This is a genomic window from Lachnospira sp. CLA-JM-H23 (genome assembly GCF_040096425.1).
Classification (GTDB): domain Bacteria; phylum Bacillota; class Clostridia; order Lachnospirales; family Lachnospiraceae; genus Lachnospira; species Lachnospira rogosae.
Genome location: NZ_JBBMET010000004.1, coordinates 79,974 through 101,382 on the forward strand (window position 1 = coordinate 79,974; position 21,409 = coordinate 101,382).

A 21,409-nucleotide genomic window follows, 5' to 3' on the forward strand; every position below is an offset into this window, starting at 1 on the left:
TCAATAAACATCAAAATATTTTTATGATATTGACACCAAAATCCTGCATTCTTTGCAAGGAAGATAATACATCAGCTGCGTTACGACCGAAGCGGGATAATTTGAACACAAGGACGAAATCGACATTATCTTTACCGATTTCAATGTCAGCAAGCATCTGTTGAAACTAAGGTCTGCCTTCCACACTTTTTCCGGACTTGCCCTCGTCGGAATATTCTCCGGCAATTATCATGTCTTGATAGTCGGCATATTTATGTAATTTATCTTTTTGTGCATCTAAACTGTAACCATCTACCTGCATGGAGGTGGATACACGGGTGTAGACGTAGCATTTTTGTTGTTTTTTCATAGTTCATTACCTTCTTCCAATTCAATTGGCTTTTTCCTTATTTTTCTGATAACAAATCTCACAGGATTCACAATTACCTTTTTGATACACATATGTATGATTGAATAAATAACAAATATTGGCGGCTTTATAATACAATTCCACAGCCACACTGTAGGCAAATCTTCATCTATCTTTGCTGCAAAAATCAAAATTTTAAATACCATTTTTCTATATTTAAATTGATAATACTTCTTTCTATACTCTGGTTTTGTAATATCATTTAAGATAAAAAACATTATATCGGGAACGTCAACATATTGTGTAGCTGTATTCAGACCAATCTCTTTTCTCATGATTTGATACATTTCTCCCCATAAAAATATCAACATATCCTTATCATAATACTTAACCTTCTGCCAATTTTCATTAACAGCAAGCTCCCTGTATAAACAATAAGTTTTATATAATTTTTTCGAACCAAAAATAGCCAATGAAGAACCAACATTGTAAAATTCTTTTTGGCTCATAGACTTTGCAATATCTTTCTTGTCTTTTACACCACTAAAAAGTTTTTCGAATAGACCAATCAATTTCATATACTCTGATTTTTTTGTTTCATATATTTTCAATCCATTTTCTTTTTTCTTGCTAAGAAAAAAGAGCAGTAAAGTAGCAGCAACTGATAACAAAGCCGCATTGTCTGCCATCCATTGCACAATATCTTTCGCACCTTCTATATATTCATCCAACACTCTACACCTCCTATCTTTCTATCCCAACACAATTATATATTTGTTCCAACTTTATTTCAAGAAAAAATCGACAGTGCAGATGTCTGCCAATTTTATAACCTATAATCTAATAATTAATGCAGACAATACACCTGAGATACACAAAAAACTTAATACTAGCAAAAGCAATCCAAATGATATATAAAACTTTACACTCTTGCATAATCCCATTGTTTTTATGTAAAACCACTCCCACATCTTACCAAAACGATTTTTTAACACTAAATTAATCATAGATAAAACATGTATCATTCCTACTAAAGTAAATATCATAAAAACTATTAAAATGATTACTCCCATTGCTTGATATAACAAAAAACCAAATACTTCTACATCAAACAAAGCGGTAAATATTCCTTCCTCTTGCATTTTATTAAGCATTGCTTCTTTATCAAAATCCGGACCCATAATTGGCATTTTTATGAAACTTACCAAAATGGGGATACATATTGTCGCCAAAATATTAAACAGCAATATATATTTAATGGATTTATCAATCCTATATCTTCTTGTTATTATGTATTCAGCCACCAGAAAAGCCACTTCTAAAAAAACAAACAATACTAAAACAACTGCACAAATTATTTTTTCGTATTTCAAAAACCAATAAATCAAAAATAAAGCTACCAATAGAAAGACCACAACTATCTCAGTTCCATATGAACTTTCACTTTTGTATGTACCCTTAGAATTTACACATTGATTTCCCGAATTATTAATTATGTATTGTTTTTGTTCAATATGGATTTGCGAAAAAACAAGTTGTTTATCAACTTGAATGTCAGTTGTTTTCTTTTCATCTTTTAACAATTTAGGAATCAGAACTCCAAATAGTGCTCCTAAAATTGCAGAGACAACAGCAAGCACTAAATCATATCCTATTTTTTCTATCATAATCTCCACCTTTCGCTTTTGTATGTTTCTATTCTTTATCTATGACAACTTAATTCAATGTACCTATTTCTTCTACTTTTACATAGCTTAATATTGCTGGAGCAGCATTCCAGCTTCCGGAATATTTCATCTCTCTGTCATATACGCATTTTCCAACAACACTCTTTAATTCTTCAAGACTACTCACCCCAAACAATACCATCATTTTCTGACAATACTGTCTAGATTTCATTTTCATCCATTCTATCGGAGCGTTTTTAGCATATACATAACATGTAGGAAACCAGTATGATTCACGCCAACTATTTTCATCTTCAGCAAGTTCATATGCATTACATACTTGATACAAAAACAAATCCGCTTCAGCTATAGCTTCACTTGTAAAAATTGGCAATTTTTCTCTTTGGTTACATATTGTATCTCCCATAAGTGTAAATTTATTTTTCATATCTGTGCTTGGTTTATATCGTTCTTCAACTACACGACTATGATGTCTAAATGCAGTATAATTGTTCTGCTTAATAGCCCCTCCAAATATGCTAGTCTCCAAAAAATATGTGTGTGTTAACATTGTATTTATAGCTGAGTAATCTTTTGTATGACGCATAAAAACTATCACACAAATAAATAACTCCCACATAAGATTTCTAAACACATCCAAGTCATCATCCGAAGCAGAACCCGCTTTAGGTTCAAATGTTTTAATACAAGTTAATTGGTTATACATCGTTTCAAAATAGTCTGCTAATACTTCTGCATAGTTGCACTCTGTTTCAGAAATAACTTCTACGAAATCTAAAAATATATCCCTTATAATCTTTGTATTCAGAAACAATTCATATTGTCGTTCTGAATTCGCCCCTTTTTCATAATATAACTTCAAGGTAGCAATATACTCTGTTTGAAACCTAGATATACAACTTCTGCGCTTAGCATCAGTATTACTTCCACGAATTTGACGTATCAAATCCTTTATCAGAAAAAAATCTGTCTTTGCATCATCTATCCACTCAGGTCTTTTACCTAATTTAGGTTTAACAAACTGTGGCTTCTCATAAATATTTCTAAGAAGTTTTTCATATTCAACCTCATATGTTTCTTGGTTCGATAAATCAATGTATATTCTTGTTTTGATATATGTAGGGGCATAAGGTTGTCCTTCCTCATCTCTTTCAGCAATAATTGGAATAAACTTTTCCTGCTTCGTATTTCCATATATCTCACTAGAAATAATAACAGTTTCATCTCCTACCCCACCAGTACGCTCATTAGCTTTTTGAGCATATGCTTTATCACAGATAATAAGAACCTTAGTAATTTCAGAATCATTTACACATCTTTCCATAAACGCATATTTATCCTGTCCTTCTTTTAAATCCCATTTATCCAAAACAACATCTACTCCATGTGACACTAATCTTTGTGCTAATTCAAGTACTAAATCACTACTTCCCCAAGCATATGAAATAAATATTTTAGGAATCCCATCTTCTTGTAACATATGTGCACCTCCGAACCATTACTCAATTTGTTTATTAAAATACTATCTTACTTTTCCCTTAATCTCTTCCACCAATTCATGCACCGTGGTACACGGACACATCTCTGATGGCTTTGTTTTACCTTCTCGTTTACACTGCTCCAATTTTTGCTGTGCTATCTGAATTGCTTTTTTCTCATCACCAGCTTTGCAGAGTTTTCCATACATCTGCTCATCAGCCTTGGAATACTTCTGTCCGGTCTTGGTTTTATATACTCGTCCAAATTCCGAACAACAAGTCCATGAGTCTTGGATTGCCGGCATGGAACCAAAGTAAGCATACATCCATATCTCAAAACACGGATTTGACCAGCCCACTTGTATTCCTTTATCCTCTGCCTCTTTTATAATCTCATCAAATCCTTGCACTTGGTCTCTATCAAACACAATCCAAGGAATACGATATTGCGCATCGTAAGCAGTGAGTTCCAGACATTTATCAATCATGGCACGAGTCTTTGTCTCTACCACCTTTATTACAAGCTTGTTTCTCACATCTTCCGGCAATGTCTGATGAAGTCCAGTGAAAAAACAACGCTCTGTAGCTTCTGTATCCGTAACAATCAAGTAGTAGCCTAATTCTGGCGCCTTAAATTGTTTTCTCTGCTCTCGTGTTTTTCTATTACCCGTTCTGTCCTTTTTCGCCATACTTATTCCTCCTTAAATATATCAATGCTCTTTAAGGTAGGAATCGCCCCATACTTTCCAATCAGGTAATTCTTCTCATAGCTTTCATCCTTGCGGATACGGGAGCCATCTTCATCCACAAAATCAGCCAATGAATAAAGTGTAGAAACTCCTCGATCATCCTTTTCTACAAACCAGATTTCATCACGACGCAACAACTGATTAGACAACTGCCATGTATCATGAGTTGTAAATACAAGCTGAGCATGATTTGTATTGATTTCCGGATTCAAAAATGTTAGTAGGAAATTCCTTACGAGCAACGGATGCAGACGAGCATTTAATTCATCAATGAAGAATACACTTCCCTTCTCTAATACTTCCTGCAATTCCGGATATAATGCAAACATCTTTAAAGTTCCAGCAGACTCCATTCCCAAAGGAATTTCAGCCATTTCATCAGAATCAATCTTCTTATGGAGTGCGTTAATCTTGTATCTTTCTTCCTTAGATTCTCCCTCCTGTGGAACCTTTTCAATTCTGAAATCTTTGATATGCTCATCAAAAGATGCAAAATATTCCACCACCTTCTGCTGAACATTCTTATCTTCCACAAATCCCTTAGGCAATCTGCGTGACATAAAGAAATTAGTAAAAGGATCACCAAAATCAGCAAACTCATTTGCAATGAACCAATCCCTAATCGCCTTACACTTATTAACCTTCAACTTCGCTCCCAAAGAGACAATAAGTACCTGCTTTTCCAGTGCTACCTGAATATTATCCCTGCTACTCTTAGGAAATCCTGATAAATCAAGCTCCTCGTCCGTAGTTCCACGATAAAATACTGTACTGTACTTTCTGGCAGTCTTCGCCTTGGAATTAAGCCACTCTTCCGTTACACCTTCCTTATTGATACAGAAACCATAGTTATATGTTCTCTCCGACTTATCTCCTGGTAATGTGAAATAAATCTCAAAGCTGGATTCTGCATCAGCAGATGTGGAATCAAACAAGAACGGAGTCGGTCTGAACTCTTCAAACTTTTCTTCCTCATCTCCGTACTTAAAAGAATCTGCAACATAATCAGACATATATTCAAAAGCATTGTATATGTTAGACTTTCCGCTTGCATTTGCACCATAGATGGCAGCAACCGGCAAAATCTTCTCACTGCCAACAGTCACCACTCTGTCTGAAAACTCAGTCATCTTCGCCGCAGACAAATCCAAAGTAGCCTCTTCTCTGAAAGATTTAAAATTTTTAAAATTAAATTGTATTAACATGATTGCTACCTCGCCTTCTTTTCTATTTTCTATTATATACAGTTTTTCTTAAAATTCAACACGCAAATGAGGTTTTTTCTCATTTTGTTGTGTATTTGTGCCTTGATATTAAAAAATCACCTAACCTGCACCTTGTACAAATTAAGTGATTATACATTATTTGATATCATATTATTATTTTAAATCTTAAATTTCGTTATTAACTTGAACGCTCTTTCTATGTATCACATTCCACTCTCGCAGGATGCCGATGTTTCTTATGCTGCCCTTAAATACTGCTTCATAAATCGTCTTGCATAAGCTTCGCACCGTAGTCGTTTTCCTTCTGCATCAAATTCCCAAGTCTCCGGATCAAACTGGATTGCTGTAGCTATGTCTCGCATAACCTGTACTCCGTACTTCTCCATCATCTCAGCCAGGAATGTGCAGTAGCGTTCAAATTCCTTATTCAAAGCTTTCCTCCTTCCCTTCACATACCGCAATACCACCATCTGTATCAAATACATCCGCACTGGGTGGTATGTTATTCCTATCCCTAATATACATCTTCACGGATAAAATAACAAGGTTTCAAAAGAGAAAAAACTTCCGCTGTTAATTATCAAATTTTCATTCGTTTATCGATACACTACCTCAGTCAATGTCAGAAATCTTGACACACTCACCTTTTCCCAAATATCTTACTTAAAACAGCATATTTTTTGATGTTGTAAAAAAATCTCTAGGTGGCTTTTGCTAGATACGCATTTTGGATATCCATCTCAAAATGCATCTAGTTAGGGAAGAAATCCCCTAACCCCCCCCCTGATATTTATATAGGTGCGTCACTTTTTGGAGCACCTTTTGAAAAGGTACGCAACTTTTTGACTCACCTTTTCGGAAAGGTGCTGCACTTTTTGACTCACATATGAAATAACTTTACTAATTTGAATTGACTATTCCTTTAGCATAAGCATTTAATACTTTTAAATGATCTTCCGGTTTTTGTAGCATCTCAAAATCAGCACTAAATTCAGCTCCTCTCACATCTCTATTAAAGAAGTGAAAGCCCCATATATGATAATTATTATCATCAACAAATGTTTTTATTGGAATTGCATTTTCTTTCAATTGCAGAAGAAAATCTTCCTTCCAACCATCTGATTCCAACAGATGTGTGCCCTTTGGCTCAATGAACACTTGCATTTGTTCAAATCCGTCTGCATTATCCTTCTGTAAAAACAACACATAATCAGGCTCAAATCTTTCACCACCATCAAATGAATAGATGTGCATCTGTCTTTCATTACGCACTAAATAAACTTTACTATAAATAGATTTCAATTCATCTACATGATCACGAAAATAAGATACAAATGCTTTTTCTTCAGATGTTCCATAATTATCTGTAAATGCAAACCAATCTTCTCCTTTTAAGTCGATACGCATTGTATCCGGCACGGTATCATCATTTTGAGACACTCCAATTCCACCATCCACAATATTAGTATAATTTACAGCTTTATCCCGGAAAACATCATGTATATTAACTGCACGGAAATCCTTAGTACCCTCGTATTCTTCCTCAATTGTAGAAATAGATGCCGCTATCTTTGTGAGTACACTTGTAACAACCGTTGATAGAATAGTCACCAATGGCACATCATATTTGCTACGAATATCAATTTTTATATTTCCTAGATAGCTACCACTTGTTATAAATTCTCTTGTCGACTTTAAATTTGGAAATCTACTTTTTAAAGTATTAAATTTATACACCGGAATTTTCGCAAGCGCCTTATTTACAATAGCATAATTTATATTTGCAATTTTTCCAATTGTAGTGGTATATAACTTTGTTTTTGTCTTACCATCAACCGCAACACTCTGTTCATTATCAAGAATAATATCCTCACCAGATTGCCCTGTTGCTAACGTCACAGAATAGATTTTATCCCTTATCGACGGAAGTAATTCTTTAACTTCAGAACGACTCTTAACTACTCGATCATTCAAAAATATTAAACCTGTTTTATAAAGATCATCCTGTTTAAAATCATCCTTCAAAATATAATGCTTTGTAATTGTTTTATCTGGTTCAATACCTATTTCACGTAGTGCATTATGTAGTTCACCTATATATCTACTATCATTTTGACAATGGTAATACAACTCCTCACAAATACGAAGCTCATTTTCCACATCATTATCATATTTGCGTTGAAACTTTGTCTGTTCATCATTTATTTTAAACGGACAATATCTAGCACCACGCCCTATAAGTTGCGCTTCTGACACAGTTGCAGAAGATATTGATTTACCACCTGACTGTCTTGTTTCATACAAACGCACTATATCAAAAAGATTTAATACATCCCAACCTTCATCCAGTTTCTTTACTTCAAAAATTGCTCTATATGGATTTGAAGCATCTTCCAAAGAATTGAGCAAAATTTGTTTCATATCCGCTTCTTTATCATCATTAACGGATACACAATGTTCTTCTGAAAAATCCTCGCGAAGTTCCTGTGCAAGCATATCAAAAGTAATTCCCGAAGCTGAAAAATAATCATATGCTTGGTGCATTGTTGGATTATCAATTAATGCAGAAATTCTCTCTATTGTAGAACCATTAAGCTTTTTCACAGCCTCTATAAAAGCTGCCATAAACGCTTTGCTGTCTGCAATTTTGGCAGACTTAAATAACACAACTGGTTTGATGGATAAATGATTGTCCTGAAAAACTTTTAATCTATACTGGCTCAACACCAAAGCCTGAATAGCCCTGTCCATAATATCCATATCCGAACGAAGCGTTTTAATCTCTTTTGAATAAAGATCCGCACGGAATTTATGTAATGGGTAATCAAATATAATTTTATTTTCGTACTCTGCACGAATCTGAGGATTAGCAAGATCACAAGTAGCAGTAAACTCTAACAGAACATTCTCGTTATTTCTGCCAAAAATACTCTTAACTGTCTGTTCCCAAGAATGATAGTTTTCTTTTTCTTCTTGACTAGGTCTCTTTGTTGTTACATTTAAATGATGAGCTTCATCAGAAATAAGCACAGTTTTGACATCATCAAAATCATCAAAAGAGATGCCATTTTCTTTAGTAAACCACATATCCGTATGCAAACCTTGAGTTGTAGAAAAACAAATATTAATAGCATCTGGATCTGTTGATTGAAAATTATTAACTTTCTTTATCGGTATACGTTCTCCCTCTAACACAATCTCATCTGCAAATAAATATTTACTTGATGCAGCATTTAGGAAATTGTCTTCTGTCTTCTTTACTATAGTTGACAAGTTTACAAAGAACAGAAAATTTCTGTAGCCTTTTTTATATAGGTAAAGCATAAGTCCAGCCATAATCAAAGTCTTTCCACTTCCTGTTGCCATATGAAATAGCACCTGCGTTGGACGTGGACATTTAGGGCTTTCAAAATGTGTAATAAAATTCTCGAATGCTGCAATCTGATATGGACGCAATTCAAAAGCTGGATTTAAGTTGTTCGGAATGTATGATGGCATCTCAGAAATATATCCATATTCACGTAAATCATCCATTTTTGTATACAGAAATGCCATAGATCACACCTCCCCATAGAAGCTTCTTGTAAATGCCTTATCATCTTCGCTGATACCGTATTCTTCATCGTCTATATCACAGTAATTTACATACAACAAATTTTTATCAAGTAATTCCATAAGGAAACGCTTCTGGTCATCAATAGATAAAGAATAAAAATCATCTACATTTGCATCAATGTCTTTCGGATTTACCTTACTGCTAATAAATCCTGTTGCTATGATACGATCATATATATCTTTAATTTCATCAATAGTTGTAGCAGTTTGAATTTCATCCACGAAATTTTGATTAGCTTTTGCGAGCTCACAATATATAAAAGAACCTCCACCTTGCCAATCTACATCTGCAGATATTCCTCCATTCTCTCCATCAATAACCTTTTTAATTCGTTCAACCGCTAAGCGTTCTATATAATCCATCTGATCTACACCAATATAGCGACGGTTCATTTTATGAGCAACAGCACAGGTCGTACCAGAACCCAAAAAGAAATCCATTACTAAATCTCCTTCTTCTGTAGAAACCTCCAAAATATTTTTAATAAGATTCTCAGGCTTAGCATAATCAAATTCATCTCGTCCGAATAGGTCATCTATCTGTGAGTTGCCATCCATATTTTTACAATCACAAAGAAGTTCCTTAAGAAAATCTTGAATTAAAACGTCTGAAATTACAGCACTCAATTTTCCACTATTATCATCAGATTTGAATTTCCTTGCATATGGTTTAGATATATTTAAAAATTCATAATCATCTGGAAATACAATTGCTCCTAGATTATAGTAATATTCAAAAGTATCTTTTGTAACTGCCCAGGTTCTTTTCTCGCTTGCCGGATATTCTTTTCCTGTTTTAGGATCAATCATCGTAAAATAGGAATTGGGGCGCTTACTTGCAGGTTGTTGTGAAGTTAAATCTGCAAGTCTCCATGGATTTCCTGGATAATCAGGTGTTTCATAATATTTTCTTTCTACTTTTCTGCCAACAATCTTTTCATTATCTGATACATTAGTATATACAAGAATCCAATCAAAATCCTGAGAAAAATTAAATGGTACATCAGACTTCCCGCTCCTTGTTCTACGAGGAACAGTCCCAACAAAATGATCCGCACCAAAAATATCATCTGCCATCACTTTAAGATAATGCATACCATCCTCGTTAATACTAATCCAAATAGTTCCACCTGGTTTCATAATTTTTTTAGCTATTGAAAGTCTATCTTTCATAAATACTAACCAACTTGACAAATGAAAATTTGAATTATATTTGAATGTATCTGTTGCTTTATTTTCCCTAAAGAAATATGGCGGATCTATATAAATGCATTTAACTTGACCTGCATACTTTTTCAATAGAGAAGAAAGCGCCATCAAATTATTGCCTTTAATAATCATATTATCATTAGGAGAAAAAGTGTTAACCGTTTCAACACCAGTTAATGAATATTTTTTTGCATTTATCAGCACTTTCGGATAGAATAATCTATCGACTTCATCAGGTGCCAAAGTTTCATTATAGAAAATTTCGCTACGTTTTTGCTCATCCTTTGTTTGCCCACCTTCAAGTACACAATCCTTGTACGGGAAAACTAATTCAACAGTACCTTTGGAAGAAATTATATCTCCATTATCATCAGCAAGTCCAATTTTATTCTTAAATCGTGTATAACTATCCGGCAAAAACTCTTTGTTATTCACAACCCATCCAAACTCCACTTTATCAAAAACAGATATACCATCTACATCCTTAAAAAATTGTTCCTTTGTTACCTCATTAGACAATAACAGACGAATAAGCTGAGCATCCATCTGCATAGTTGCCTCGTATACAGCATTTCTCAAGAGAATTCCTTCTTCAGAAAAAAATCTATTATCCTGTTTAAGTACATCCAATACTGCTTCATAAAACTTAGTCATATTGTCCGCTCCTTCACTTGTACTTATTATGATTGGCTTCAAATTTCATCCCAATAAACAATTCGATTAGGAAATATCTATATCAATTCAACTCATTCCAAACATCCACATAATCCTGCAATCCACCCGGACGCATAGCAAAGCTTACATAACTTGTAGGCTCCTCTCTTGCAAGTCTGGCAAGGATTCCTGCATCCTCCGGGTCATCAAACACAACCTGCGTTTCTGTCTTATCACAGTCAATCACAAGCTCCTTGCCATCCATATCTGTCATAACAACTGCGTTCTTGCTGCTATCATACTGATACACCGTATAGTTTAATACCATGTGCTCACCTCTCTAAATCATCCCAAAATGCTTCAGTGCATCCTTTATCGCCATTTCCTTCTCCACCGGACATTGCGGCTGTCTGCTATCCTCCGATTTAGGCAGATTATAATTCACCCCAACCTCTATACCACATTTTCTTTTTTCTTGTGAAATATACAGATTAGAAACCTTTAATCCGTACTTCTCCAGCACATATTCCTGTATTTCTTTATAAGTCGCCTTACTGTCCGCACTAGTTAAATCTAACTCATCCAGTTCTATCTCAACCTCAATCCTGTCATCTGGCTTTTGTTGGGACAAAAGAACTACCGTCTCTACATGTCCAGTATTTGGAAACATATCTATACAACACCCTTTTTTTACCTCATACCCACTCTCCTGCAACATAACCAGATCCCTTGCAAGACTTGTAGGCTTACAGGAAATATACACCATAGAATCAACACCAAAATCAATTATCTTCTTAAGTGCCTTAGGATTGATACCATCTCTTGGTGGGTCGAGGACGATAAAGTCCGGCTTGTCCTTAATGTTATCGAGAGCATTAAGCACATCATCTGCGATGAATTCGCAGTTATCAAGTCCATTTATGCCAGCATTAATCCTGGCTGCTTCGACAGCTTCTGGTATTATCTCAACGCCGATGACTTTCTTTGCAACCGGGGCTAACATCTGTGCAATTGTTCCTGTTCCACTGTACAGATCGAATATGACCTTGTCTTTTGTTGTTCCGACATAATCTCTTGCCTTTGAGTACAGTACTTCTGCACCAAGTGAGTTAGTCTGGAAGAATGAAAATGTTGTAATCTTGAATTTAAGTCCAAGAAGCTCTTCTTCAATATAATCCTTTCCGAATACTATCTCTGTCTTTTGGTTGATTACCGCATCGGCAACACTGTCATTGTAGGTGTGCAGGAAGCCTGTTATCTCTCCATCAAGTGACAATGCTTTTAATCTGTCTGCAAGCTCGTCCATAGGGATATCATTAATTGTAGTTGTCACAATGTCCACAAGGATTTGTCCTGTCTTTACGGCTTTTCTTACAAGCAAATGTCTAAGATACCCCTCGTGCTTCATTTTGTGGTAATAAGTGAGATTTTTCTCAAGTGCATAATCATATACACACTTGAGTATTTTTCTGTAATCATTATCCACAATCTTACAACCTGTTACTGTTACTATGTCATACATACTGTTTCTCTTATGTAAACCGAGAGCTATCGGACCATCTTTTACCTCATCGCCAAATGAAAATTCCATTTTGTTACGGTATTCACTTGATACAGGGCTTCCAATTATTCCCTCCCACTCATATTCTGTATTAATAACAGGAGCAAGAAGCTTCTTCACTGCATTTTCTTTCATCTTTAACTGTTCTTCGTACTTCACAGTCTGGTATACGCAGCCACCGCATTTGCCAAAATGCTCACATCTTTCGTTAGTTTCTGTATCTGCCTGACAGACAACTTCAAGAAGCCTTCCTTCACATTTGCCGTGCTTCTTCTTATTTACCATAAATTTAACTGTCTGTCCCGGTATTGAATTCTTTACCACAACCTTTTCCTCTATAGTCTGTCCGTCTTCCTCTGTCTTAACTATTACATTTCCCTTATTAGGAAAATCCACGCTTTCTACATAACCTGTATATATGCCGCCTTTTTTCATCTTTTATCTCCAATCCTTCTATATAATCAATCAGGAAACTAACCCTGTCCTTATTCTTTATCAATTTTTTATACGAACCAACCACCAGCTAACCAGCCTTCCTCCCACATCACCGAACATCTAAAAAACCACTGGCTGTAAGCCAGCCAGTGGTCTTTGTCTTAATCATTCTTTAATTGGCAGAATAATTAGTTCTCGAATTCATCATCATCTTCAAAGTCTTCATCAAAGTCGTCATCATCAAAATCATCATCAAAATCATCAAGATAATCTGGTGTGAAGTATCTATAGATTGCATATACGATAGCTGCTAATGCTGCAACCGCTCCAATAACTGCTAATACTATGATAATTACATTACTTTTCTTCTTGCTCTCTTCTACATCTTTCTTGTGAAGAAGTTCATTGAGCTTGCTTGCCGCAATAAGCTCTTCAATCTTATCCTTATTCATAACAACCGCTCCTTTCAAAACACTTTTAAAGTAAATATATTGTATCACAACATATTTTATTTGTCACCATATTTAGGCTTTTTTAAGCTTTGCAAAGCCTGCAAGCATTTTCTTTAAACCATACTCATCAAATGTTACAGTTACCATATAATCTCTTGTGCCATTATCAATTGAAATTACTTTTCCTTTTCCAAATTTGGCATGAACCACGGTATCGCCAACACCATATCCAAGTCCAGATGTTCCACCAGCACTGCCAACAGAGGCAGTCAAACCCGCTGTGCCATATGAAGCACCTGCATAACTTCCGCCTGATACAGATTTTCCACCTGCTGTCAATCTACCGCCAGTTCCACTGTCTCCAGCTCCAGCAGCCTTCGATGACTTCTTTAAGTCAAATATATCCATAGGAAATTCTTTACCAAAACCAACCTTAGTATTCGCCTTTCTCACAGAAGACCTGTAGCCTGCTGAAGTTGAGCCGCCGATTGATACACGTTTTGGTTCTTTATAATTCACATTGCCTGAACCGTATCTGTTAAGAGCGGCTTTGGCATTGGCTCTGATATTATACGAACGTGTTTCCTCTGAGTCATCTTTTCCTCCATATGCAATCTTACCTTTATTATATCCTGAACTATTATTTTCTATGTGCATATATTCTTCGGGAATTTCTTTAATAAAGCGTGATACTTTATTCATCTGTGTTTCACCGCGTACCATACGCATCTTCGCGCTGCTTAAGTTAAGTATCTTCTCTGCTCTTGTTATTCCTACATAGCAAAGTCGTCTTTCTTCCTCTATCTCTGCAGGGTCATCTGACACTATTGTCATATAACTTGGAAAAAGGCCATCTTCCATTCCTGTCATATACACAATAGGGAATTCAAGACCTTTGGCACTATGTAATGTCATAAGCATTACCTGCTTATCTGACTCATTAAGATTATCAATATCTGCTATGAGTGCAACTTCTTCAAGGAAACCGCTTAATGTAGGAGTTTCTTCCTTCTGTCGGCAGCTCTCCTCATAGCTTACTATTTTGTTAATCAATTCATCTATATTTTCCTGTCTTGCTTCTATTTCTTCTGCTGTTTCGCTCTCTGCAAGACATTCTATATATCTTGTATCACTTACAACAGTTTCGGCAAGTTCTTTTATGCTCATAAATTCCTGCTTTGCCTTAAGTGAACCTATAAGTGTAACAAATGGCTCTAACTTTCCAACACCTCGTTTTATCGTATCGATATGCTCAGCATCGCACAGAGCCTGCCAGAATGTTATGTCATTCTGGTCTGCATATTCCTGAACTCGTTCAATTGTTGTCGCACCAATTCCACGCTTTGGAACATTGATAATACGTTTTACTGCCTGTCCGTCCATACCATTGTCTATAGTCTTTAAATATGCAAGTATATCTTTTATTTCCTTACGCTGATAAAAGCTTATTCCGCCATATATACGGTATGGTATATTCTTTAACATAAGCTTTTCTTCCAACGCTCTAGACTGTGCATTAGTCCTGTATAATATGGCAATATCGTTGTAATTCCAGCCGTCCCTTACCATAGAACTTATGCTGTCAACAACACCCTGTGCCTCATCATATCCATTTTCATAAAGTGTATAATTAACCTTTTCACCCTCGCCATTCTCTGTCCACAGACTCTTTGCTTTTCTTCCTATATTATTGCTTATGACCGCATTGGCTGCATTAAGAATTGTCTGTGTTGAACGATAATTCTGCTCAAGCTTTATTACTTTAGTTCCTGCAAATGTATTCTCAAAATTCAATATGTTGGTAATATTAGCACCCCTGAACTTGTATATTGACTGATCATCATCCCCAACCACGCAGAGATTGCCATATTTGGCGGCAAGCATTGATATAAGCTTAAACTGCGATGTATTAGTATCCTGATACTCATCAACCATAATATACTTAAATCGTTCCTGATAATAATTAAGTACTTCAGCATCATTTTCCAATAATTCTACTGTCTTGTATATTAAATCATCAAAATCAAGTGCATTATTAAGCTTTAATGTCTTCTGATACTCCCTGTATACATTGGCAATTCTCTTGCCGTTGTAGTCACCACCTGCCTCAAGCTCCATCTGATCCGGACTCATAAGCTCATCTTTGGCGTGCGATATCGCATTCATAATTGTTTTTTCCTTGAGCATCTTCGTATCTATATTGAACTTCTTACATATATCCTTTATAACACTCTTGACGTCATCTGTATCATATATTGTAAATGTATTGGAATAACCAATTCTATCTATATAACGCCTGAGAATCCGCACACAGGTAGAGTGGAAGGTGCTTACCCACACTTCGCCAGCCTGCTGTCCTACTGTCGCATCAACTCTCTCTCTCATCTCCCTTGCCGCTTTATTAGTAAATGTAATAGCAAGTATATTATATGGTGCTACACCACAATCATCTATAAGATAGGCTATCCTGTTAGTAAGAACTCTTGTCTTTCCAGAACCTGCTCCCGCTATAATAAGAAGCGGACCATCTGTCCTTTTAACCGCTCTTTTCTGGCAGTCATTTAAACCATCTAAATTCATATACGCTCCAATCCAATGTGTGATTATACTCACACTATCTCCACTTTAACTTACATATGCACTTAACTAAAATCAACAGTACATCTAAACTTAACCTTCACATACTGTGCATACACAATATCATAATTTAGTATAACAAATGTTCGATAATTTTAAAAGCAAAAAATCAGAAACCATTGTCTGAATTAGTATATCATTAAATATATTTATCCAGCTATGATTTCTGATTTATAGTGTATGTTCAACAAATGTATTCTTATATATCCTACTTCTCTGTTATGACTGCACTATCCATTACTAAATTCTGTGCCTTCTTAACAAGCATAGACTTAACAATAGTTTCTTTGTCATATTTATCTGTAAATGTATCTACCTTTGAATAACCGCTGTCCTTAGCGAACTGCTCAAGGTCATCCTTGTATTCATAATCTGTAATTGCAAGTCCTTCCTTTTCTGCAATTGCCTGATATACAAGCTGCTGTCCTGCTGATGCCTTAACGAATTCATCAAATGTCATGCCATAAAGGTTCTGGCAATATTCATCATTAGTCTTTCCCTGAAGTGTGCTGTAAAAGCTTATTGATTCCTCAAGCTTTGATGACTGCTGTGCAAGGAATTCCTCTGGATAACCTGTAACCTTGCATTTGTCAAGGAGCTGGGTAAGTATTGCTTCATTCTTAGCTTCTGTTATCTTAGTTTCTATTGTTCCACTGACATCATTCTTAACATGTGCCTTATATGAATCAACTGTTTCGCAGTTGAACGCACTCTTAACAAAAGCATCTGTAAGCATAGGAACATTAGCCTGCTGTACATAACTCATTGTAAGCTCGAATACAACTCTCTTGCCAGCATAATCAGAATACTTTGAATTCTCTGGAAGTGTGATTGTTATTACCTTAGTCTGTCCTGCAACCATTCCATATAATTCTTCATCTAAGCCAGTTCCTGCAACAGGGAAAGCATCCTTACCAAGTGTCATACTATAATCAGAACCAGTAAAATCATCTATTGAAAGTCCGCCTGATGTACCAGTATAACCAAATGTAACCTTATCGCCTTTCTGTGCTTCCCTGTTAACATCTGTATATGTTGTCTCACTTTCAAGCTGTTCTGCAATCTTATCATCTATAACCTGATTAGTTATGGCTGTTACATCAACCTCAGCCTGAATTCCCTTATAATCTCCAAGCTCTACATAATCAGTTGGATTGTATCCATAATCTACCTTTATCTTACTGTTACAGGCTGTTGTCATCATAACTGACATAACCATAGCTGCTGTAACAGCATATTTTACAACTTTATTCTTTAATACTTTTCTCATAACCTGTCTCCACATTAAATATTGCCGTAACACCGACTTATAAACTATACCACAATATCACATTTAAAACCAGTATTATGCAAATGTTTCACAATATTATCACAAAAAAAGGCAAAAAGCCCAATCTGATATGCTCCCGAATTACTGGAACACATCAATTCGCTTTCTGCCTTTTATATAACTGGTATTAATACCAATATAAATCTTAATTAAGCAAGCTTAGCCTTAGCTACTTCTGCTAACTTAGCAAATCCTTCTGCATCGTTTACAGCCATCTCAGCTAATACCTTTCTGTTAAGGTCGATGTTAGCTAACTTTAAACCATACATAAACTTGCTGTATGAAAGACCGTTCATTCTTGCTGCAGCATTGATTCTTGCAATCCATAACTGTCTGAACTGTCTCTTCTTCTGCTTTCTACCCTTGTAACTCTCTGTAAGAGCTCTCATTACAGACTGCTTAGCAACTCTGTACTGCTTAGATCTAGCTCCTCTATAACCCTTAGCGAGCTTTAATACTCTGTTATGCTTCTTCTTTGCGTTCATACCGCCTTTAATTCTTGCCATTTCTTAATTTCCTCCTAATAATCAATCACAGACATCCATATCTTATAAATATGGCATAATCTTCTTCATTGTCTTTACATTAGTTGCATCTGTCATAGCTGCATGTCTAAGATTTCTCTTTCTCTTAGTAGTCTTCTTTGTAAGAATATGGCTCTTGTAAGCTTTCATTCTCTTTAATTTACCTGTTCCAGTTACTTTAAAACGCTTTGCAGCTGCTCTTTTTGTCTTTACCTTTGGCATAATAATCCTCCTAATTTAATTCTCATATGGAATAAATAATATTTTAACGTTTTTCAGTTAAAAACATAGTCATGCTCCTGCCTTCTAACTTTGGAGCTTTGTCTACTACTGCAATATCACTTAACTTCTCAGCAAAATCTTCTAATATATGCTTGCTGGAATCGATATGTGCCATCTCACGGCCTCTAAATCTTAAAGATACCTTTACTTTATCGCCTTTCTCGATGAACTTTCTTGCTGAATTACACTTAGTATTCAAATCATTAACATCTATGTTAGGTGACAAACGAACTTCTTTGACTTCTATTGTTCTCTGCTTCTTCTTAGCTTCCTTCTCTTTTCTGACAAGTTCATACTTATACTTGCCATAATCCACAAGCTTACATACAGGTGGCTTTGCAGATGGGGCAATCTTTACTAAATCAACCTCTGCCTCTCTTGCCAGTTTCATAGCATCCTTAGGAGACATAACTCCAAGCTGCTGTCCTTCTTCTCCAATAACACGAACTTCCTTATCACGGATCTGCTCGTTAATCATTAATTCGCTAATAGTAGTGCACCTCCAAAATCAAAAAAAGTGGATAGTCAGACTATCCACTTTTTAATCATAATGCATCTTAATTGCTGTTTATCATGCACATTCTTAAAAATATAAACCCAAGTCGCCCGATTGCGCTAAGGTGAGAGTGGATACTCTGCTTTGTTTAACAACTATTAGAGTGTATCACTAATAATTATAGCTGTCAACTAATATTTTATATAATTATGAAAATAATTGTAGAAATTTTCAATTAAGCTCTGCAATTCCTGACAGCCTTACATATCTGTCCGATATTCTGTACCAGGTTGGGAAATCCACGACACCAGTCTGCGGCATATTATTAATTCTCTGAAACTGCCTTACTGCCTCAGCTGTACGCTCTCCATATATCCCGTCAACCGTCAGTGCCGGTATTGCTGTGTAATAATCCCCTATAAGATTAAGCTGTTCCTGCAGCTGCCTTACCTTCTGCCCTGATGAGCCTATATCAAGATCTGCACCAGGCCACGATGACGGAATACCCTGTATCTGTTCAGCCGTATTAATGTACATATTATCTCCATAATAATATCTTAATATATCTATTGAGGAATATCCCTGATCACCCAGATATTTACTTCCCCATTGTGTCATCCAGTCAGGACAGCTCGATTTCTTTCCATCACAATACTGTGTTAATATCGGCTGTTTTACATTCGGTCTTGACAGATAATTATCAAATATTTCATCCACAACCTGTGAAATGCTTTCAAATATATTACGTCCGTTGACCCATTTGTGGTCAAATGCAGTTGATGAGGTTATCGTAAAGTTGTAATTCTGGTTTCTGTACCACTCTGTATACACTCTGTTTAAGGTAAAGGACATAATCGCTAAAATATTAGCTTCCAACGTCTGTCTTGGCCATGTCGAATATATTTCACTGCTCGCTACATTTTTAATATAATCCTTGTATCTCACATAATAATCAAGTGCTGTGGAGTCTGTAGGAACACCATCGTGCACAACTATTGTTTCTGGTATTACAACGCGGCTTAACACAATCTCCCCCGACTGGCGTACCGGCTTAATCTCAGTCTCTGGTATCTTGGCAGGATAGCTGCCATACAGCGTATTAACCGGAATTACAATATTATTCTCTGGAATCTCCCTGTTATCTTCATTCAGATACACATTCTGAATACTTGTTTCCCCTGAGAATACATCAATACCGGATATATTAATCTCCTCGTAGCCATCTGCATTAACATCAATAGTGTATTCCGAAAATGGCTGGTTCTCACCTGGTTCCATACTATACTCCACCGGTGGTGTGAGAAGATCATCAAGATTAACTGCTCCTTCTGAGTCAGTAGTTATCTCATTGATAATTCTTTCAGGATTTCCTGTATATGCAAGTGAAATCCTTGCATCTGCCAATGGTGTGCCCTGCTGTTTATCATATACGTTAATGCGCATTTTCCCTTTATCTATTGCATCGGCAGGAGTTTCCATTGTATGTACATACACCATAATCTAATTCCTCTTATATTATTCATTATATTTTTGATTATTATATGTATCTTTATGAAATTTTATGAATAAAATAAACTGATATTTCCTTTAGGAGGATTTATGGCTGATTATAAAATCGCCCTTGATGCCGGACACGGTGGAAGCGACCCCGGTGCTGTATATAAGGGTAGACAGGAAAAAGAGGACACTCTCGACCTTACTTTAGCTGTCGGTGACATACTTAAAAAAAATGGCATAGATGTATATTACACAAGAACTACTGACGAATACGAAACTCCATTTAAGAAAGCAACCGATGCGAATAATTCCGGTGCCGACCTTTTCGTATCAATACACCGCAATTCCTCAGAAAATCCTAACCAGTATTCAGGCGTTGAAACCCTTGTATACAGCGATACTGGTTTAAAGGCTGAGGTGGCAAGAAATATTAATAACCAGCTTGAAGATGCTGGCTTTAAAAATCTTGGTGTAGACGAACGCAAAAACCTTGTTGTCCTTAAACGTACCAAAATGCCAGCCGTTCTTGTTGAAGCTGGATTTATTAACAACGATAAAGACAATTATCTATTTGATGAAGAATTCGACAGCATTGCACAAGCAATCGCAGACGGAATATTAGAAAGCATACCATCAGGCAGGCCCGGAAATACCACTTCCAATAAAAGCAATCGCACTGACAACAATAATAATAGCAACAACAATAGTAACAACAATAATAGCAGCAACAGCCAAATGAATAACTCTGGCAGAACTGCTTCTGCCCCAATTGACAGCACAGCTATGGTTAATTCCATCCCACCTGATAACGAGGTGTTTTCTGTCCCTGTCAGTAGTTCAAATATTATGCCACAATGTCCTTGTGACAATAATGATTATGACACAGAAAATGAAGCACTTTACCGTGTACAGGTTGGCGCATACCGCAACAAGGATAATTCCGATAGAATGCTTAATTCACTTTTAATGGACGGCTTTCCTGCATTTATAATATATGAGGACGGCTATTATAAAGTCCAGGTCGGTGCTTACCGTATTCTCTTAAATGCTATTAAAATGGAACAGCGTTTAAGAAGATTCCGCTACAGCACATACATTGTATATTCATAACAGATTGCTATTTAATTAACAAACATTTAAAACCCTCCAAAAGTCAGAAACAGTGTCTTACTTTTGAAGGGTTTATTTTAGGTTATTTTACATTTTAGGAGCTGTAGTTATTAATTA

Annotated in this window: 18 protein-coding genes and 1 pseudogene; 1 reads left to right on the plus strand and 18 read right to left on the minus strand. The window is 35.9% G+C overall.

What is annotated here, in order from left to right:
* Positions 1 to 22 precede the first annotated feature (22 nt).
* The 18 genes and pseudogenes from WMO42_RS06460 to WMO42_RS06545 all read right to left on the minus strand — a co-directional run.
* Positions 23 to 349, minus strand: a pseudogene (locus tag WMO42_RS06460) (recombinase family protein); the annotation flags it as partial.
* A complete protein-coding gene (locus tag WMO42_RS06465; RefSeq protein ID WP_349153576.1) occupies positions 346 to 1,083 on the minus strand; it encodes a hypothetical protein in 738 nt (245 codons plus the stop codon). The gene WMO42_RS06465 and the pseudogene WMO42_RS06460, both read right to left, overlap by 4 nt.
* A gap of 99 nt (positions 1,084 to 1,182) precedes the next feature.
* Positions 1,183 to 2,016 carry a hypothetical protein gene (locus tag WMO42_RS06470; RefSeq protein WP_349153575.1) on the minus strand — a complete coding sequence of 278 codons (834 nt, stop codon included), beginning with the start codon at positions 2,014 to 2,016 and terminating at the stop codon, positions 1,183 to 1,185.
* 49 nt (positions 2,017 to 2,065) lie between these two features.
* A complete protein-coding gene (locus tag WMO42_RS06475; RefSeq protein ID WP_349153574.1) occupies positions 2,066 to 3,517 on the minus strand; it encodes a toll/interleukin-1 receptor domain-containing protein in 1,452 nt (483 codons plus the stop codon).
* A 42-nt stretch (positions 3,518 to 3,559) separates the two neighbouring features.
* Positions 3,560 to 4,204: an RloB family protein gene (locus WMO42_RS06480; protein WP_349153573.1), complete on the minus strand. Its 645-nt coding sequence runs from the start codon at positions 4,202 to 4,204 to the stop codon at positions 3,560 to 3,562.
* Between the two features lie 2 nt (positions 4,205 to 4,206).
* Positions 4,207 to 5,469, minus strand: coding sequence for an ATP-binding protein (locus WMO42_RS06485; RefSeq protein WP_349153572.1), 1,263 nt, complete (start codon positions 5,467 to 5,469; stop codon positions 4,207 to 4,209).
* A 257-nt stretch (positions 5,470 to 5,726) separates the two neighbouring features.
* The gene (locus tag WMO42_RS06490; RefSeq protein ID WP_349153571.1) at positions 5,727 to 5,921 is read right to left on the minus strand and encodes a hypothetical protein; all 195 of its coding nucleotides are present in this window, start codon (positions 5,919 to 5,921) and stop codon (positions 5,727 to 5,729) included.
* Between the two features lie 469 nt (positions 5,922 to 6,390).
* The gene (locus WMO42_RS06495; protein WP_349153570.1) at positions 6,391 to 9,045 is read right to left on the minus strand and encodes a DEAD/DEAH box helicase family protein; all 2,655 of its coding nucleotides are present in this window, start codon (positions 9,043 to 9,045) and stop codon (positions 6,391 to 6,393) included.
* A gap of 3 nt (positions 9,046 to 9,048) precedes the next feature.
* The gene (locus WMO42_RS06500) at positions 9,049 to 10,968 is read right to left on the minus strand and encodes a site-specific DNA-methyltransferase (protein WP_349191814.1); all 1,920 of its coding nucleotides are present in this window, start codon (positions 10,966 to 10,968) and stop codon (positions 9,049 to 9,051) included.
* 82 nt (positions 10,969 to 11,050) lie between these two features.
* Positions 11,051 to 11,296 carry a hypothetical protein gene (locus tag WMO42_RS06505; RefSeq protein ID WP_349153568.1) on the minus strand — a complete coding sequence of 82 codons (246 nt, stop codon included), beginning with the start codon at positions 11,294 to 11,296 and terminating at the stop codon, positions 11,051 to 11,053.
* 12 nt (positions 11,297 to 11,308) lie between these two features.
* The gene (rlmD, locus tag WMO42_RS06510) at positions 11,309 to 12,964 is read right to left on the minus strand and encodes a 23S rRNA (uracil(1939)-C(5))-methyltransferase RlmD (RefSeq protein ID WP_349191815.1); all 1,656 of its coding nucleotides are present in this window, start codon (positions 12,962 to 12,964) and stop codon (positions 11,309 to 11,311) included.
* Positions 12,965 to 13,152: 188 nt separating this feature from the next.
* Positions 13,153 to 13,416 carry a hypothetical protein gene (locus WMO42_RS06515; protein ID WP_022502282.1) on the minus strand — a complete coding sequence of 88 codons (264 nt, stop codon included), beginning with the start codon at positions 13,414 to 13,416 and terminating at the stop codon, positions 13,153 to 13,155.
* Between the two features lie 72 nt (positions 13,417 to 13,488).
* The gene (locus WMO42_RS06520) at positions 13,489 to 15,996 is read right to left on the minus strand and encodes a UvrD-helicase domain-containing protein (RefSeq protein ID WP_349191816.1); all 2,508 of its coding nucleotides are present in this window, start codon (positions 15,994 to 15,996) and stop codon (positions 13,489 to 13,491) included.
* A gap of 265 nt (positions 15,997 to 16,261) precedes the next feature.
* On the minus strand, positions 16,262 to 17,323 hold the full coding sequence (locus WMO42_RS06525) for an FKBP-type peptidyl-prolyl cis-trans isomerase (RefSeq protein ID WP_055176180.1): 1,062 nt from the start codon (positions 17,321 to 17,323) through the stop codon (positions 16,262 to 16,264).
* A gap of 209 nt (positions 17,324 to 17,532) precedes the next feature.
* Complete coding sequence (rplT, locus tag WMO42_RS06530; RefSeq protein ID WP_022502285.1) at positions 17,533 to 17,889, minus strand: 50S ribosomal protein L20; 357 nt, start codon at positions 17,887 to 17,889, stop codon at positions 17,533 to 17,535.
* 42 nt (positions 17,890 to 17,931) lie between these two features.
* Positions 17,932 to 18,129 (minus strand): 50S ribosomal protein L35, encoded by a 198-nt coding sequence (rpmI, locus tag WMO42_RS06535; protein ID WP_021867234.1) that lies wholly within the window; start codon positions 18,127 to 18,129, stop codon positions 17,932 to 17,934.
* A gap of 43 nt (positions 18,130 to 18,172) precedes the next feature.
* Positions 18,173 to 18,667, minus strand: a complete 495-nt coding sequence (gene infC / locus WMO42_RS06540) for a translation initiation factor IF-3 (RefSeq protein ID WP_055176183.1) — start codon at positions 18,665 to 18,667, stop codon at positions 18,173 to 18,175.
* 249 nt (positions 18,668 to 18,916) lie between these two features.
* Positions 18,917 to 20,182: a peptidoglycan-binding protein gene (locus WMO42_RS06545; protein ID WP_242858642.1), complete on the minus strand. Its 1,266-nt coding sequence runs from the start codon at positions 20,180 to 20,182 to the stop codon at positions 18,917 to 18,919.
* A 102-nt stretch (positions 20,183 to 20,284) separates the two neighbouring features.
* On the opposite strand from WMO42_RS06545, the gene WMO42_RS06550 reads away from it, so the two are divergent.
* The gene (locus WMO42_RS06550; RefSeq protein ID WP_349191817.1) at positions 20,285 to 21,292 is read left to right on the plus strand and encodes an N-acetylmuramoyl-L-alanine amidase; all 1,008 of its coding nucleotides are present in this window, start codon (positions 20,285 to 20,287) and stop codon (positions 21,290 to 21,292) included.
* Positions 21,293 to 21,409: the final 117 nt, after the last annotated feature.

What these genes read in the sequence shown, in the direction of transcription:
- WMO42_RS06470 (WP_349153575.1), bottom strand. Translation starts at nt 2,016, where the DNA reads ATGATAGAAAAAATAGGATATGATTTAGTGCTTGCTGTTGTCTCTGCA.
- WMO42_RS06475 (WP_349153574.1), bottom strand. Translation starts at nt 3,517, where the DNA reads ATGTTACAAGAAGATGGGATTCCTAAAATATTTATTTCATATGCTTGG.
- WMO42_RS06480 (WP_349153573.1), bottom strand. Translation starts at nt 4,204, where the DNA reads ATGGCGAAAAAGGACAGAACGGGTAATAGAAAAACACGAGAGCAGAGA.
- WMO42_RS06485 (WP_349153572.1), bottom strand. Translation starts at nt 5,469, where the DNA reads ATGTTAATACAATTTAATTTTAAAAATTTTAAATCTTTCAGAGAAGAG.
- WMO42_RS06495 (WP_349153570.1), bottom strand. Translation starts at nt 9,045, where the DNA reads ATGGCATTTCTGTATACAAAAATGGATGATTTACGTGAATATGGATAT.
- WMO42_RS06500 (WP_349191814.1), bottom strand. Translation starts at nt 10,968, where the DNA reads ATGACTAAGTTTTATGAAGCAGTATTGGATGTACTTAAACAGGATAAT.
- WMO42_RS06505 (WP_349153568.1), bottom strand. Translation starts at nt 11,296, where the DNA reads ATGGTATTAAACTATACGGTGTATCAGTATGATAGCAGCAAGAACGCA.
- rlmD (WP_349191815.1), bottom strand. Translation starts at nt 12,964, where the DNA reads ATGAAAAAAGGCGGCATATATACAGGTTATGTAGAAAGCGTGGATTTT.
- WMO42_RS06515 (WP_022502282.1), bottom strand. Translation starts at nt 13,416, where the DNA reads ATGAATAAGGATAAGATTGAAGAGCTTATTGCGGCAAGCAAGCTCAAT.
- WMO42_RS06520 (WP_349191816.1), bottom strand. Translation starts at nt 15,996, where the DNA reads ATGAATTTAGATGGTTTAAATGACTGCCAGAAAAGAGCGGTTAAAAGG.
- WMO42_RS06525 (WP_055176180.1), bottom strand. Translation starts at nt 17,323, where the DNA reads ATGAGAAAAGTATTAAAGAATAAAGTTGTAAAATATGCTGTTACAGCA.
- rplT (WP_022502285.1), bottom strand. Translation starts at nt 17,889, where the DNA reads ATGGCAAGAATTAAAGGCGGTATGAACGCAAAGAAGAAGCATAACAGA.
- rpmI (WP_021867234.1), bottom strand. Translation starts at nt 18,129, where the DNA reads ATGCCAAAGGTAAAGACAAAAAGAGCAGCTGCAAAGCGTTTTAAAGTA.
- infC (WP_055176183.1), bottom strand. Translation starts at nt 18,667, where the DNA reads ATGATTAACGAGCAGATCCGTGATAAGGAAGTTCGTGTTATTGGAGAA.
- WMO42_RS06545 (WP_242858642.1), bottom strand. Translation starts at nt 20,182, where the DNA reads ATGGTGTATGTACATACAATGGAAACTCCTGCCGATGCAATAGATAAA.
- WMO42_RS06550 (WP_349191817.1), top strand. Translation starts at nt 20,285, where the DNA reads ATGGCTGATTATAAAATCGCCCTTGATGCCGGACACGGTGGAAGCGAC.